Below are 13,918 nucleotides of genomic sequence, written 5' to 3'. Positions count from 1 at the left end.
AGTCCCTTTTTTCTAAAAAAGAATCCATGCCCTTGACAGGGCCTGTCCCTTATTGCAAAATAAACAGAGCCGTCGGGCTTTGCCCGCCGCCCTACGGCGGCCCTTAAAAAATCCTCCCCGGGAGGAAGGAGCTGTTTTTACCCCATGAAAAGATCCCCCGCCGTGGATATGACCACCGGCAAGGTCACCAGCCACATTCTGCGCTTTGCGCTGCCGCTGCTGGCGGGCAACATCTTTCAGCAGTTATACAACGCCGCCGACTCGATCATCGTGGGGCGGTTCGTGGGAAAGCAGGCCCTGGCCGCCCTGGGCGTGGCCGCGCCGGTGATGAACATCGTGCTGTTCACCGTCATCGGCCTGTGCACGGGGGCTTCCATCTTCATGGCCACCCTGTGGGGAGAGGGGGACCTGGACAAATGCAGGCGCGAGTTTTCCACCTGCGTGCTGGCGGGGCTTGCCTTTACGGCTGCGGTCTCGGTCGCGGCCATCCTCTGCATCCGTCCCGTCCTGTGGGCCATGCGCACCCCTGCCGAACTGACCGCGCAGGCGACAGGGTATCTGCGGGTGGTATTCGCGGGGCTGGTGTGCTCTTTTCTGTACAACATCTACACCGCGGCGCTGCGGGCCGCCGGGGACTCGGCCTCCCCGCTGTATTTTCTTGTCCTGTCCTCGGTGATCAACGTGCTGCTGGACCTGCTGTTCGTGCCGGTGCTGGGCTGGGGCGTGACCGGGGCCGCCGCAGCCACCGTGCTGGCGCAGGGCATCTCCGCGCTGCTCTGCTACTTTTATACCGCCCGCCGGGTGCCGCAGCTGCATCTGCGCCGCAGCGACCTGACGCTGGACCGGGCGCTGCTGCGCGCCACCGTGGGCTACAGCCAATCCGCCGCGCTGCAGCAGACCTGCTTTTTTGTGGGCAAGCTGCTGCTGCAGGGCGCGGTCAACCCGCTGGGCACCGACGCCATCGCCGCCTTTAACGCGGTAAGCCGCATCGAGGGGTTTGTCCTTGCCCCGGGCAACAGCATCGCCACGGCGGTCACCACCTTCATCGCGCAGAACAAGGGCGCCAAAAAGGCGGACCGCATCTTCGACGGCTTTTGCCAGGGCCGCCGTATGGCCTGGGGATACGGGGTGCTGATGGCGGTGTCGATGTACCTGCTGGCCGCCCCGTTCACCGCCCTGTTCGTCAGCGCCGGGGAGACCGCCGTGGTGCGCGAGGGGGTGCGCTATCTGCACGCCATGAGCATTTTTTATCTCATGCCCGCAATGGGGGACATGATGCAGGGTTTTTTCCGCGGCATCGGCAAGCTGAACGTCTCCCTCTTCGGCACCATCTTTCAGATCTCGGTCCGGGTGGGGCTCACCTACCTTTTGGCGGATCGTCTGGGCCTGGTCAGCGTCTGCGTCGCCACCGGCACCGGCTGGACCCTTTTTCTGCTGATCCTGGCGCTGCTCTACCGGCGGGAAAAGCCCCGCGTACAAAAAGCGCTCTCCCCCTGCGAAGCGGAGGCGCCGGCCTGAACCGCGCCGCCCGCCGGGCGGCGATCTCTTCTTCAAAAAGCACAAAAAAGGGAACGGGGCACCGGCGGACTGCCGGTATCTCATTCCCTTTTTTTATCCTCCGTGCCGGGCGGGGGACTCTCGCCCGCGCGCCTCTCTGCCGCTTTGGGCGGAAGTTTTGCGCTCTCCTGTGCGCCCAGCGGCCGCCACAAAAGAAGCGCTGCCGCAGGCATGGGCGGGCCCGGGCGGGCCGGATAACGCGTGCTCAATACCACTTTTTTTCCGCCGCCGGGGACAGCTTCCGCAAAAGGCAGGCCCTGCTCTGTAAGAGGGGCTTACCACTGGCTGGGCCGTCTGCCCGGGTCCCCTGCCGCTTTGGATAAAAATTTTGCGCTCTCCTGTGCGCGGCCGCTGCGGGCAGCTGCCCAAAACTGCGCCGGGGCAGACGCTTTTTATTTTTCAGCCGGGTCGGGCCAGCTGCTCCAGCAGCGTTTCCAGCGCCGCGCAGAAAGCCGCGTCCTGTGCGGCAGTGCGCCTGGCCGGGCCTTTGCCATACCGCCCCGCCCGTCTCTGCTTCCCCGCAAAGGCCCGCTGCTCCAACAGCGGGCCGATATTATCCTGAGTATACTGCCGCCCGTTCTGGTCCAGCGCGCAGGCGCCCCGCGCCAGGCAGAGGGCCGCCAAGCCGAAATCCTGGGTCACCGCCGCATCCCCGGGCCGCAGCAGGTTTGCCAGGGCCAGATCCGCACTGTCCGGCCCCCGGTCCACCATCACCAGTTCCGCGCCCGGGCAGTCGATGCGGTGGGCGTTGTCGCAGACCACCACGGCGGCGACCCCGCGCCGCGCCGCAATGGCCAGGGCCTGCCGCACCACCGGGCAGCCATCCGCGTCCAGATACAGCTTCACCCCGCGCTCCTCTCCCCTGCCGGGGCGGCCCCGGGGCAGCATCTGAGCCGGCGCGCTTCGGCCTCGCTGCCGCAGGCGCAGGCCAGATCGTAATATTCCAGCTTTTCGTCGATATGCCGCTTGTAGTCGCGCATGGCGCGAATGCGCGCGGAAAGCGCCTGCTGCTGGGCGCGCACCAGCTCGCGCCGCTCGGCCAGCGTGGCGTCCCCCTGCTCGTACAGCGCCATAAAGCGCGCCATTTCCCCCACGCCCATGCCGGTGTTCTTCAGACAGGTGATGGTGCCCAACCGGTCCAGATCGGCATCGTCGTAGACGCGCACTCCGTGCGGGTCCCGCTTTACGCGGGGCAGCAGCCCCCGCGTCTCATAAAAGCGCAGCGTGGACGCCGGGATGCCCGTCCGCTGTGAGATCTCCCTGATGGTGTAATTCAAAAGCCGTCCCCTCCCTGAAAAAAAACGCTTGACTTAAACCTCACTTTAAGGCTTATAGTTATTTTAGCCCAAAGTGCGCCGCCCTGCAAGGGCAAAAGATCAGACGGCGTCCCCGCCCCTGTTTTTTGCTCCGGAGCGGGAGGCGCGCTTTCTTTTCGGGGCTTTTTTCGGGCCGGCACTTGTCCTGTGCGGCGTTCTGCCGTACAATAAAAGCGGATCGGCCAAAGGAACAGCAGCCGTGCAAAACGGCCGGTGAGAAGGAGCAGTACAAGATGGAAAAAGCAAAAGTCTATTACAGCGATCTGCGGGCCCTGCCCGGCACCAATCTGCTGATGAAGCTGCAGCGGCTGATGCGCCGCGCGGGCATCGGCGAGATCGACATGAACAACAAGATGGTGGCCATCAAGATCCACTTCGGCGAGCCGGGCAACCTGTCCTATCTGCGCCCCAACTACGCCAAGGCGGTGGCCGACGTGGTCAAAGAGCTGGGCGGCAAGCCCTTTTTGACCGACTGCAACACCCTGTATGTGGGGCGGCGCAAAAACGCGCTGGACCACATCGACGCGGCCTATGAGAACGGCTTCACCCCGTTCTCCACCGGCTGCAACGTGATCATTGCCGACGGCCTCAAGGGCACCGACGACGTGGAGGTGCCGGTGGAGGGCGGCGAGATGGTGAAAACGGCCAAGATCGGCCGGGCCATCATGGACGCGGACATCTTTCTGACCCTGTCCCACTTCAAAGGGCATGAGGCCACCGGCTTCGGCGGCTGCCTGAAAAACATCGGCATGGGCTGCGGCAGCCGCGCGGGCAAGATGGAGCAGCACAACTCCGGCAAACCCAGCGTGGACCACGCGGCCTGCGTGGGCTGCCGCACCTGCGCCAAAAACTGTGCCCACGGGGCGATCAGCTTTGGCGAGGACCGCAAGGCCACCATTGACCACGCAAAGTGCGTGGGCTGCGGCCGTTGCCTTGGGGCCTGCAACTTTGACGCCATCTACAACGAAAACACCTCCGCCAACGACGATCTGAACAAAAAGATCGCCGAATACTCGAAAGCCGTGGTGGACGGGCGCCCCCACTTCCACATCAGCCTGGTGATGGACGTTTCCCCTTATTGCGACTGCCATGCGGAGAACGACGCCCCCATCATCCCGGATGTGGGCATGTTCGCCAGCTTTGACCCGGTAGCGCTGGACCAGGCCTGTGCCGACGCCTGCAACAGCATGCCCGTAATGCCCGGCAGCCTGCTGGACGACGAGATGCACGGCGAACATTTCTGCGACCATCACGACCATTTCACCAACACCACCCCGGAGACGAACTGGAAGACCTGTCTTGCCCACGCCGAAAAGATCGGCCTGGGCACCCGGGACTATGAGCTGATCCGGGTCTGAGCCCCGCACAGCGGGCAGCAGAAAGGCAGGGAGCGTCATGAAAGATCTGAAAAGCAGCTGCAGGATCGCGGTCGTGCAGGCCGCCCCGGTGCTGTTTGACAAAAAGGCCTGCACCGAAAAAGCGGTACAGCTGATCCGGGAGGCCGCGGCCGCAGAACTGATCGTCTTTCCCGAGCTGTTCATCCCCGGTTATCCCTACGGCATGACTTTCGGCTTCACGGTGGGCAGCCGCAGCGCCGAGGGCCGCCTGGACTGGAAGCGGTATTACGACAATTCCATCCTGGTGCCCGGCCCGGAGACCGGGCTGCTGGCGCAGGCGGCAAAAGAGGCGGGCGCTTACCTGAGCATCGGCGTCTCGGAGCGGGACCTGAACACCGCTACCCTCTACAACACCAACCTGATCTTCTCCCCCGAGGGCGCACTGGTATCGGTGCACCGCAAGCTGAAGCCCACCGGGGCCGAGCGGGTGGTCTGGGGCGACGCCCAGCAGGATTATTTCCCGGTCGTGGATACCCCCTGGGGCGCGATGGGCAGCCTGATCTGCTGGGAGAGCTATATGCCGCTGGCCCGGGTGGCGCTGTACGAAAAAGGCGTGTCGCTGTACATCTCGCCCAACACCAACGACAACGAGGAATGGCAGGCGACCATCCGGCACATCGCCATCGAGGGGCACTGCTATTTCATCAACAGCGATATGTTCTTTACGCGGGACACCTATCCCCGGGACCTGCACTGCGCGGAAGAGATCGCCCGGCTGCCGGACGTGGTGTGCCGCGGCGGCAGCTGCATCGTGGACCCCTACGGCCACTATGTGACCCAGCCCGTCTGGGACCGCGAGGAGATCATCTGGGCCGATCTGGATATGGGCCGTGTGCCCGCCAGCCGCATGGAGTTCGACGCCTGCGGCCACTATTCCCGCCCGGATGTGCTGGAACTTCGCATCCATGAATAAAAGCCCGAAAAGGGCCGGTGCAAAGCACCGGCCCTTTTCTTTTTCTGTGTTGGGGTCAACTGTATTTTTTTATGATGCGCGCCATCTCGTCCCAGGCCTGTTCCATCTCCTCCACCAACCGCAGCTGGGTGCGGGTGCGGTCCAGGTTCTGTCCGGGGCGGTGGGTCTTGAAGTAGGTGTCCCCCTCCAGGTAATCGGTCAAAAAGCGCATGCCGCATTCCAGCGTCATCAGCTTTGCCCCCCACGGCAGGGTCTGCTTTTCCAGCTCCGTCAGCGCCCCGCCCGCACTGGCCAGATATCCCCGGGTATAGGCCTCAAAAAGCGGCAGGCTGAAATGGACCTTTGACAGGTCCGGCTCGTCCTCTGCGGCGGTGGAGGCCCCAAAACGGATCGAGTCTCCATAGTCGTGCGCGGACAGGCCCGGCATTACGGTATCCAGGTCGATGACGCAGAGCCCCTCGCCCGTGGCCGCGTCGATGAGGATATTGTTCAGCTTGGTGTCGTTGTGGGTGACCCGCAGCGGCAGTTTTCCGCCGGCCAGCAGATCCGCCAGCACCCGGCAGTCCTCCCGGCGGGCGCGGAGAAAAGCGATCTCCGGCCCGGCCGAAGCGGCACGTCCCAGCCGGTCTTCCGCCACAGCGGCCTCAAACCTGCGGCAGCGGTCCGGCGTGTCGTGAAAATGCGGGATGGTCTCGTGCAGCGTCTGTGCCGGGTAATCGCTCAGCAGCTGCTGAAACTGCCCGAACGTCTTGCCCGTGTTAAAAAAGTCCTCGTCGCTGCGGGCCGCCTGCAGGCAGACCGTGCCCTCGATAAAGCGGTAGCAGCGCCAGACGCCGCCCTCGCTGTCGGTAAACAGGGGGCCGCCTGCGCGGGTGAGCAGCAGGTTAAGGGTCTCCCGCTCCGGGTCGCCGCCGCGCGCCGCGATCTTGCCGCGCAGATGGCGCGTCACGCCCAGGATGTTTTCCATGACCTGCTGCGGCTGCCGGAAAACCGCGGTGTTCAGCCGCTGCAGGATCCAGCGGCGGCCGCCTTCCGCCGTGACGGCAAAGGTGTCGTTGATGTGCCCCTCGCCAAACCGCTGGGCCTGCTGCACGGCGCCCTCAAACTCGAACGCCGCCAGCGCCTCCTCCAGTCTCAGTTCCTGTCCGCTCATGTCCCGCTCCCCCACAGACGCGTGGGATAGACGCCCGCGTCGATCATGGCGCGGACCGCCGCCACTACCACCGGCTTATCCTCTTTATAGGTGACCCCATACCACTTGTCGCGGCTGGTGAGCACTTTCACCTCGGCCCTGCCCTCACCGATCAGCGCGCTGACCACGCTGGGCAGAAAATATTCCGCTTTTTGCGGGTCCCCGGCCAGCGCCCCGTCGAGAAAAGCGGGAAAGCGCTGTCCGGCCTCTTTCAAAAAGCTCGCGGTGAACCCCCACATATTCATCGAGACGGTGGCGTCCCCGGGCAGGGGCTGCCAAGTGGCGCCCTCGTCCTCGGTGTATTTTGCGTCCGCGCCGTCCTTGAAGATCTTGGTGCGCTCGGTCACCCGCTCCAGCATGCCCCGGTCGGAGACCTCGCAGACCCCGCGCGCCACATGCCCGTTTTCGGTCAGGGTGTTGCGCAGATGGTACCCCACCATCGCATAGGCGTATTTCTCCCCGTCCGGGTGGGTCAGCAGGTACTCGTAGATCTTTTCAAACGCCTCCCGGCCGTAATAATCGTCGGCGTTGATCACGGCAAAGGGACCGTCCACCAGCGCGCGGGCCGCCAGCACCGCATGCGCGGTGCCCCAGGGCTTGACGCGGCCTTCGGGCACCGCATAGCCCCCGGGCAGATCGTCCAGCTGCTGATAGGCGTATTCCACCTGCAGATATTTTGCCGCGCGGCCTCCGATGATCTCCTTAAAGTCGGCTTCGATTTCTTTTTTGATCACAAAGACGACCTTTTCAAAGCCCGCGCGGCGGGCGTCGTACAGGGAATAATCGATGATGACCTCCCCATTGGGCCCCACCGGGTCGATCTGCTTGAGGCCGCCGTACCGTGAACCCATGCCCGCTGCCATAACGACAAGAACCGGTTTTTTCATGGTGTCGCTCCTTTGTTCATTTTTCCTTTTTATTATAGCGGTTTTGCCGCCTTTTTTCCATCCCCCGGGGCCGCTGCCGCCAAAAAAAGGCCCCCGGCGCAGGGGCGTGCCGGGGGTCCTTGAAAGGTGCTGGCCGCTGGCTTCAGCTGCGATAGCCGTCCGGGTTGTGGGACTGCCAGTTCCAGGAATCGCGGCACATCTCCTCTATGCCGTACTTTGCCTGCCAGCCCAGCTCGTTCTTCGCTTTGGCCGGGTCGGCATAGCAGGCGGCGATGTCGCCGGGGCGGCGCGGCGCGATCACATACGGCAGCGTTTTGCCGCAGGCCTTTTCATAGGCGCGGATCACGTCCAGCACCGAATATCCGTGCCCTGTGCCCAGATTGTAGATCACCAGGCCGGGCTTCTGCTCCAGCTTGTGGATGGCGGCCACGTGCCCCGCAGCCAGGTCCATCACATGGATATAATCGCGCACGCCGGTGCCGTCGGGGGTGTTGTAGTCGTCGCCGAACACGTTGACGTGGTCCAGCTTGCCCACCGCCACCTGGGCGATGTAGGGCACCAGGTTGTTGGGGATGCCCGCCGGGTCCTCGCCGATGCGGCCCGAGGGATGGGCGCCGATGGGGTTGAAATACCGCAGCAGCGCGATGTTCAGGCTGGGGTCCGCCCGATACACATCCTTGAGGATCATCTCGATCATCAGCTTGGTGGTGCCGTAGGGGTTGGTGGTGGACAGCGGGAACTCCTCGGTGATGGGCACGGTGTGCGGATCGCCGTAGACGGTGGCCGAAGAGGAGAAAACAAAATTCTTCACCCCGTATTTGCGCATCACTTTGAGCAGCACCAGGGTCGAGGTGAGGTTGTTGTCGTAATATTCCAGCGGCTTTGCGACGCTCTCGCCCACCGCCTTGAGGCCGGCGAAATGGATCACCGAGTCGATCTCCGGGTGGGCGGCGAAGAGGGCGTCGGTGGCTTCCAGGTCGCACAGGTCGATCCGGATGAACGGAAACTCCCTGCCCGCCAGCTCCCGCGTGCGGAGCACCGCCTCCTCGCAGGAATTGACCAGGTTGTCGGCCACGATCACATCGTAGCCCGCGTTGATGAGTTCCAGACAGGTGTGGGAGCCGATGTATCCCGCGCCGCCGCATACCAGTACCGCCATATCTTCTGCCTCCTTTGGTTTGCCCGGCGGGGGTCCTGCCCGCCGCCCGGCCTGCAGCCATGTCTCGCTTCTGTGCTTTCATTGTACCCCCCGGCCGGGGCAAAATGAATGGATTATTTTCTGCACTATTTGCATTTTTCAGACTGCGACATTTGTCCATATCCTTTAAACCGCTTTTATTATACAGAACGCGCATGTCCCTTGGCAAGGGCCCGCGCGGGAAACACGGGCGCTGTGCGGGGCGCGCGCCCGCCCGAACAGTGCGCGGAGACAAAGCCGCAGGGCAGGGCCAAAGGGCCGGCCCGAACCGGCAGCCCGGCCCGCGCGCTCCCCGCCCCTCCCCCGGGGACGCAAAAAAAGTATTTTCCTTGCCCTTTTGCGGGAAATCGGGTATACTAACCATGTTTCAGCTTTCGCGGCCCGCAGGGCCCGCGGCGGAACCCGCGTCCCCGCCCCCCGCGGGCTGCGGATCCTATTGATCAAGCCGAGGTTTTGAGATGCTTACACTGTTCAAAAAATATTTCTGGGTCTTTCTGGTCTCGATGGTGCCGATCGTGGAACTGCGCGGCGCCATCCCCATCGGCGTGGGCAGCGGGCTGCCGCTGGCGGGCACCTATATCACAGCCATCATCGGCAATATGCTGCCGGTGCCGGTGATCATTCTGTTCAGCAAAAAAGTGCTGCTGTGGTGCTGCAAGCTGCCCGGGCGCTGGGGCAAACCGTTCGACTGGATCTACCGCAAAGGGGTCAAGGCGGGCGACAAGATGCAGGAAAAGGCGGGCCGCGGCCTGTATTTTGCCCTGTTTCTGTTTGTGGCCATCCCGCTGCCCGGCACCGGCGCCTGGACCGGCAGCCTGGCCGCGACGCTGCTGGACATGAAGTTCTGGCCCAGCGTGCTGGCGGTGACCTGCGGCGTGCTCACCGCGGGCGTCATCATGGGGGCCCTCTCCGCCGGGCTGTTCGGCGGTCTGGGTATGCTCTTTGCCTGAGCGCAGGCGCACCGGCACAAAAAACGTCGATCCCGGCGGATAAGACCAGCAGGTCCCAAAAGGCCGGCGGTCCGTCAAGCGATTTGCTTCTCTTGACGGGCCGCCGGCTCTTTTTGCTGCATTTGCGTCCAAAAGCGCTTTCCCGCCGTGCGGCTTTCGGCCGCGCGCAGGCGGGAAAGTGCATTGTGGGGAGGGCGCATCCCGTCCGCCCTCCCCTGGCCCGCCTCCCCCGCGGGCCGGGCGGCGCAGGGCACAGTCCCCGCCCTCTTTGCCCTAGTGTCGCCCGTCCCCGCTCTGCGCCGGCGGCGGCGCGGGCGGGACGCTTTATCCCGCATAAAAGTCCTCTCCCTCAAAGCCCCGCGCAGCCCGGCCGGCTGGACGGGCGCAAAAAGGGCGGCGCCGAAAAAGCGGTTTTCCCTTTGGCGGGACCTGCCCCCCTTTTTTTAACCGCGGGTGAGGCGAGCCGGCGGACAGAGCCGGGCCTTTGGGGCCGTCAGGCGTCCGGCGGCGTTTTTCCGTGCCGGGGAGAGAAAAAAGCGTTCCCCTGTCCCCGTGCGGGCCGCGTGCGCCCTCAAAAGGTGAAAAGCGCGGCCTGCACGGAAAATTTATCCATAAAAATTTTTCTGTTTTTTGAAGAAAGGCCAGCGGGCCGGTCGTAACATGCATGAAAGGCGGTGAGGCGGTGGTGACGGACGCGGCGTTTGAACAGCTCGTTGAAAAATACCAGAAACTGGTCTACACAGTCTGCTACCAGATGACCCGGGACCCGCACACCGCCGAGGACCTTGCCCAGGAGACTTTCCTCTCCGCCTATACCCACCGCGACAGCTGCACGCCGGACACCGCCAAGCCATGGCTTTGCCGCATCGCGACCAATAAGGCGAAAGATTTTCTCAAAAGCGCCTACAACCGCAGGGTGGACCTCACCGATAACGACGAGGATGCACAGTACAGCAGCAGCGCTTCCCCGCCCGCTGAAGACCTGGTGGTCGACGCGGCCATGAGCCGCGAGATCGAGGGGCTGATACGGGCCCTGAAAGAGCCTTACTTACAGGTCTCGGTGCTCTATTTTCTGGAGCAGCGCCCTGTGGAGGAGATCGCCGCACGGCTTGGGCGTCCCCCAAAGACTGTACACACCCAGCTCTACCGCGCAAAGCAGATCCTGCAGCAGCGACTCATCAAAGGAGGGGTAACTCGTGGACGTATTTGACGACCGGACCGGCCACATCACCGACGAGGGCTTTGCCGCCCTGCTGGCCGGGCAGCTGGACGAACTTGCCAGCCTTGAGGCGGCCGAACACCTGTCTTTCTGCGACAGCTGCTGCGCCCGCTATGCGGACCTGCTCACCGGGGAGGCGCTGCTGGAGCCCGAGCACTCCCTGGTCCAGCCCGTGATGGAGCGGGCGAAACGGCGCAGCCGCGTGATCTTCTTTCGTCATGCCATGAAGGCGGGCCTGGCCGCCTGTCTGGCCCTTACCCTCTGGTTTACCGGCGTCTTTACGATGCTGCCCTCTGCGGTGGGCGCCGCCCTGCCCGACCGCGCCGCTTACCGTCTGGAACAGCAGCAGCGCCTCAATGAAGCCGCCGAAAAAGAACTGAAAGAGCAGTTGGACGCTTCCAACGCCCCTGCAGACACATTGAATACGCGCATCTCCAACGCCGTTGGCCAACTGCTGAATGCGCTGAACCAAAAAGGAGAATCAGACAAATGAAAAAGAACATTTTTCTCACCTTCGTGTGCTCCCTCTGGCCCGGCGCCGGTCAGATGTATATGGGATACATCAAACGGGGCGTTTCCCTGATGACCGCGTTCATGGTGGCGATCGGCCTCTCCGGTTTTCTGAATATCATGTTTTTTACCATACCGCTGCCGGTGATCTGGTTTTACGCCTTCTTTGACACCTGGTCGCTCCGCAACATGGACCAGGCCCAGCGCATCGCGTCTCCCGACGATTTCATCCTCCCCAGCGAGATGCGCCGCCACGGCGAAGCCGAGGCCTTTGCCCGCCGCTACCACGCCGTTTTCGGCGTCGGCTTTATCCTGGTCGGCATCTATGTGCTCTACGACAACCTGCTGATGCCGCTGCTGGCGACTTTCATCAACTCCATCTCCTATGATCTTACCTGGATCTGGAGGCTGGCGAACAATCTGCCCACCCTGGTGGTGGCCATGCTCATCATCCTGCTGGGCATGCGGCTGATCCGCGGCGACGCAAAGCACAGCCAGGACGATATGATCGAATTCAAGGGGGAGGAATAACTATGAGTGAATTATACGAGAACAACGGCGTGCCCGTGGACGACGGCCAGCCCGCCGCCCCCGGCATGGGCCCCGCCCCGGACCCCATGCCCCAGCCGGGACCCGCCCCGCAGCCCGGCCCAGGCGCCGCGCCCCAGACGCCGCGCAAGGTGCGCCGGGTGGGCACCCTGACGATGGGGGTGGCGCTGATCCTCACCGGCGCAGCCATCGGCATCTCTCTGGTCTGGCCCGCGTTTGACCTGACCCTGATCTTCCGCCTCTGCCCGCTCATCCTGGTGGTGCTGGGCTGCGAGGTACTGGTGAGCAGCTTCATCAAGGGGGACGTCAAGCTGAAATATGACTTCCTCTCCATGCTGGTCTGCTTTGTGCTGATCGTGGCCTCTCTGGGCGTCTCACTGGTGCCCTATGCGGTGCGCTACTGGGGGCCGGACCGCCAGCTCGCGCAGGACAGGGTGGAACGCCAGCTGGAAGAAGAGGTCTATCGGCTGCTGAAAGACGACAAAACGGTGTCCGATTTTACCGCCGCCGTCCACTTTGAGGGCTACGAGTTCGACAAGAACGCCACGGCCGACACGCTGGGCGACAGCGACTATGTAAGTTTTTACGTCGATCTGCGCGGCCCCTACGACAGTGACCAGGCTTTTGCGGAGGACTGCGTCCGCGTCCGCGACAAGCTGCTTGCAGCCGGCTTGCGGCCAAGTTCCCTCAACTTCGGCTGGGATAAGGGCACCGAGGAATACAGCGCCTCTGCCCGGCTCCATCTCTCCGGCAGCTTTCAGATGAACGCGTCGGCGGAACAGCTGCTCGACCGCGTCGAGTCCGAGGTGGAGATCTACGGCGACGGCGACCGCGAACCTTTTTACGGCAGCCTGAGCTCCGGTTTCCCGGAAGCCCCCGACGCCCCGGCGGCCCCAAGCGCCCCTGAAGCGCCCCAAGCTCCCGAAGCGCCCCAGGCGCCTGATGCGCCGAACGCCGCCTGATCTCAAAAAATCCTCCTGTCAAAAAGCAAAGATCTGTTCGTGCCCATGGAATGTGCCGGCGGCGCGGACAGCCCCAAAACAGCGGCAAGGCGTGCGCGGGAAGCGCGGTCTGCCGCTGTTTTTTTAATAAAAACGCATTGCCTCCGTGCCTGGCAGCGGGCCGCTTCCGCCTGCGCATGGGGCCGCTCTCGCACATGTACAGCTCACGAGGCGCCGGCATGCATAAACCCCGCCTCCCCCGCGCGAGGGCGTCTCTCGCAGGCGCCGCTTTTTCAGCGCCCATGCCCTGCCGGGCCGCCGCGGCAGACTGCGGGCGGCCGCCGCGCCTTTGCCGCTTAAATAAAATCCCCCTTTTCCGAACACACTAAAAGCTGCACGCCCCCGCGGGGCGCAAGGCAGGAAGCAGGAAGAGGGGGACTTTTTTGATGCAGAACAAAAACACGCCCGCCGTGGAGACGCGGGCGCTGTGCAAGGCCTATCACACCGGGGACGCGGCCCTGCCGGTGCTGCGGGAGGTGGCGCTCACCATCCCCGCCGGCAGCTTTGCCGCCATCACCGGGCCATCCGGCAGCGGCAAATCCACGCTGCTGTCGGTGCTGGGCTGCCTGGACACGGCGGACTCGGGCAGCCTGCGGCTGTTCGGGCAGGAAGTGGCGGGCGCGGATGAAAAGGTGTTGTCGGCGCTGCGCGGCGGCACGCTGGGATTTGTATTTCAAAGTTTTAACCTGCTGCCCGGCAGGACGGCGCTGGAAAATGTGGAGCTGCCGCTGCGCTACCGCCGCCTGCCCGCCGCCCGGCGGCGCGCGCTGGCCGCCCAGGCGCTGGAGGCGGTGGGGCTGTCCGACCGGGCCGCCCATCTGCCCGGCCAGCTGTCCGGGGGCCAGCAGCAGCGGGTGGCCATTGCCCGCGCGCTGGCCATGCGCCCGCGGCTGCTGCTGGCGGATGAACCCACCGGCAGTCTGGACAGCGCTTCCGCCGCCGGGGTACTGGAGTGCATGGAGCAGCTGCTCGCCCTGGGCACCACGGTGGTGCTGGTCACCCATGATCTGGCCCTTGCCGCCCGCGCGCCGCTGCGCTTTGAGATGCGGGACGGGGTGCTGTCGCCGGTGAACTGACGCCCGCCGCGCGCTGTATTTGTCGGATCATCCAAAGCAGCTCCGGCTTTTTCGTCTTTTTGTAAAAAAACGGTCAATTCATTGCGGCCTATTTTCTGTCATGCTACAATTGAGACAGGCTGTGGGCCGCGCCTGCGCGCGCCCGCGCCACAC

14 protein-coding genes are annotated in these 13,918 nt (G+C 63.9%); 9 read left to right on the top strand and 5 right to left on the bottom strand.

Going from position 1 to position 13,918, the window contains the following annotated elements:
- Nucleotides 1-144: 144 nt before the first annotated feature.
- Nucleotides 145-1,518: an MATE family efflux transporter gene (locus H8S23_RS08105; protein WP_186887822.1), complete on the top strand. Its 1,374-nt coding sequence runs from the start codon at nucleotides 145-147 to the stop codon at nucleotides 1,516-1,518.
- A 438-nt stretch (nucleotides 1,519-1,956) separates the two neighbouring features.
- Here the strand turns inward: H8S23_RS08105 and H8S23_RS08100 are convergent, their stop codons facing one another.
- Nucleotides 1,957-2,403, bottom strand: a complete 447-nt coding sequence (locus H8S23_RS08100) for a DUF188 domain-containing protein (RefSeq protein WP_186887821.1) — start codon at nucleotides 2,401-2,403, stop codon at nucleotides 1,957-1,959.
- Nucleotides 2,400-2,834, bottom strand: a complete 435-nt coding sequence (locus H8S23_RS08095; protein WP_186887820.1) for a MerR family transcriptional regulator — start codon at nucleotides 2,832-2,834, stop codon at nucleotides 2,400-2,402. Before H8S23_RS08095 ends, H8S23_RS08100 begins: the two co-directional genes overlap by 4 nt.
- Nucleotides 2,835-3,106: 272 nt before the next feature.
- Between H8S23_RS08095 and H8S23_RS08090 the strand changes: the two genes are divergently transcribed.
- Together H8S23_RS08090 and H8S23_RS08085 are read left to right on the top strand one after the other, a co-directional pair.
- Complete coding sequence (locus H8S23_RS08090; protein ID WP_186887819.1) at nucleotides 3,107-4,231, top strand: DUF362 domain-containing protein; 1,125 nt, start codon at nucleotides 3,107-3,109, stop codon at nucleotides 4,229-4,231.
- Between the two features lie 37 nt (nucleotides 4,232-4,268).
- Entirely contained in the window at nucleotides 4,269-5,183 is a 915-nt protein-coding gene (locus H8S23_RS08085) for a carbon-nitrogen hydrolase family protein (protein ID WP_186887818.1), read from the top strand.
- A 55-nt stretch (nucleotides 5,184-5,238) separates the two neighbouring features.
- Here H8S23_RS08085 and H8S23_RS08080 read toward each other — a convergent pair whose 3' ends face one another.
- From H8S23_RS08080 to galE, 3 genes are all read right to left on the bottom strand, one after another.
- Nucleotides 5,239-6,336 (bottom strand): phosphotransferase enzyme family protein, encoded by a 1,098-nt coding sequence (locus H8S23_RS08080; protein ID WP_186887817.1) that lies wholly within the window; start codon nucleotides 6,334-6,336, stop codon nucleotides 5,239-5,241.
- Nucleotides 6,333-7,262 carry a nucleotidyltransferase family protein gene (locus tag H8S23_RS08075; RefSeq protein WP_186887816.1) on the bottom strand — a complete coding sequence of 310 codons (930 nt, stop codon included), beginning with the start codon at nucleotides 7,260-7,262 and terminating at the stop codon, nucleotides 6,333-6,335. Before H8S23_RS08075 ends, H8S23_RS08080 begins: the two co-directional genes overlap by 4 nt.
- A gap of 142 nt (nucleotides 7,263-7,404) precedes the next feature.
- Complete coding sequence (galE, locus tag H8S23_RS08070) at nucleotides 7,405-8,421, bottom strand: UDP-glucose 4-epimerase GalE (RefSeq protein ID WP_186887815.1); 1,017 nt, start codon at nucleotides 8,419-8,421, stop codon at nucleotides 7,405-7,407.
- A 497-nt stretch (nucleotides 8,422-8,918) separates the two neighbouring features.
- On the opposite strand from galE, the gene H8S23_RS08065 reads away from it, so the two are divergent.
- The 6 genes from H8S23_RS08065 (at nucleotide 8,919) to H8S23_RS08040 (ending at nucleotide 13,765) form a co-directional block, all read left to right on the top strand.
- Complete coding sequence (locus H8S23_RS08065; RefSeq protein WP_186887814.1) at nucleotides 8,919-9,410, top strand: COG2426 family protein; 492 nt, start codon at nucleotides 8,919-8,921, stop codon at nucleotides 9,408-9,410.
- A 664-nt stretch (nucleotides 9,411-10,074) separates the two neighbouring features.
- Nucleotides 10,075-10,620, top strand: a complete 546-nt coding sequence (locus tag H8S23_RS08060) for an RNA polymerase sigma factor (protein ID WP_207721109.1) — start codon at nucleotides 10,075-10,077, stop codon at nucleotides 10,618-10,620.
- On the top strand, nucleotides 10,607-11,122 hold the full coding sequence (locus H8S23_RS08055) for a cupin domain-containing protein (protein WP_186887813.1): 516 nt from the start codon (nucleotides 10,607-10,609) through the stop codon (nucleotides 11,120-11,122). Before H8S23_RS08060 ends, H8S23_RS08055 begins: the two co-directional genes overlap by 14 nt.
- Nucleotides 11,119-11,670, top strand: a complete 552-nt coding sequence (locus H8S23_RS08050) for a hypothetical protein (protein WP_186887812.1) — start codon at nucleotides 11,119-11,121, stop codon at nucleotides 11,668-11,670. The genes H8S23_RS08055 and H8S23_RS08050 overlap by 4 nt, the downstream gene beginning before the upstream one ends.
- A gap of 2 nt (nucleotides 11,671-11,672) precedes the next feature.
- Entirely contained in the window at nucleotides 11,673-12,650 is a 978-nt protein-coding gene (locus tag H8S23_RS08045; protein ID WP_186887953.1) for a hypothetical protein, read from the top strand.
- 425 nt (nucleotides 12,651-13,075) lie between these two features.
- Nucleotides 13,076-13,765, top strand: coding sequence for an ABC transporter ATP-binding protein (locus tag H8S23_RS08040; protein WP_186887811.1), 690 nt, complete (start codon nucleotides 13,076-13,078; stop codon nucleotides 13,763-13,765).
- Nucleotides 13,766-13,918 lie beyond the last annotated feature (153 nt).

It is taken from the genome of Anaerofilum hominis (genome assembly GCF_014287275.1).
Taxonomy (GTDB): Bacteria; Bacillota; Clostridia; order Oscillospirales; family Ruminococcaceae; genus Pygmaiobacter; species Pygmaiobacter hominis.
Note: the sequence above shows the minus strand (reverse complement) of the source record. Positions and strands in the feature narration are given on the sequence as shown.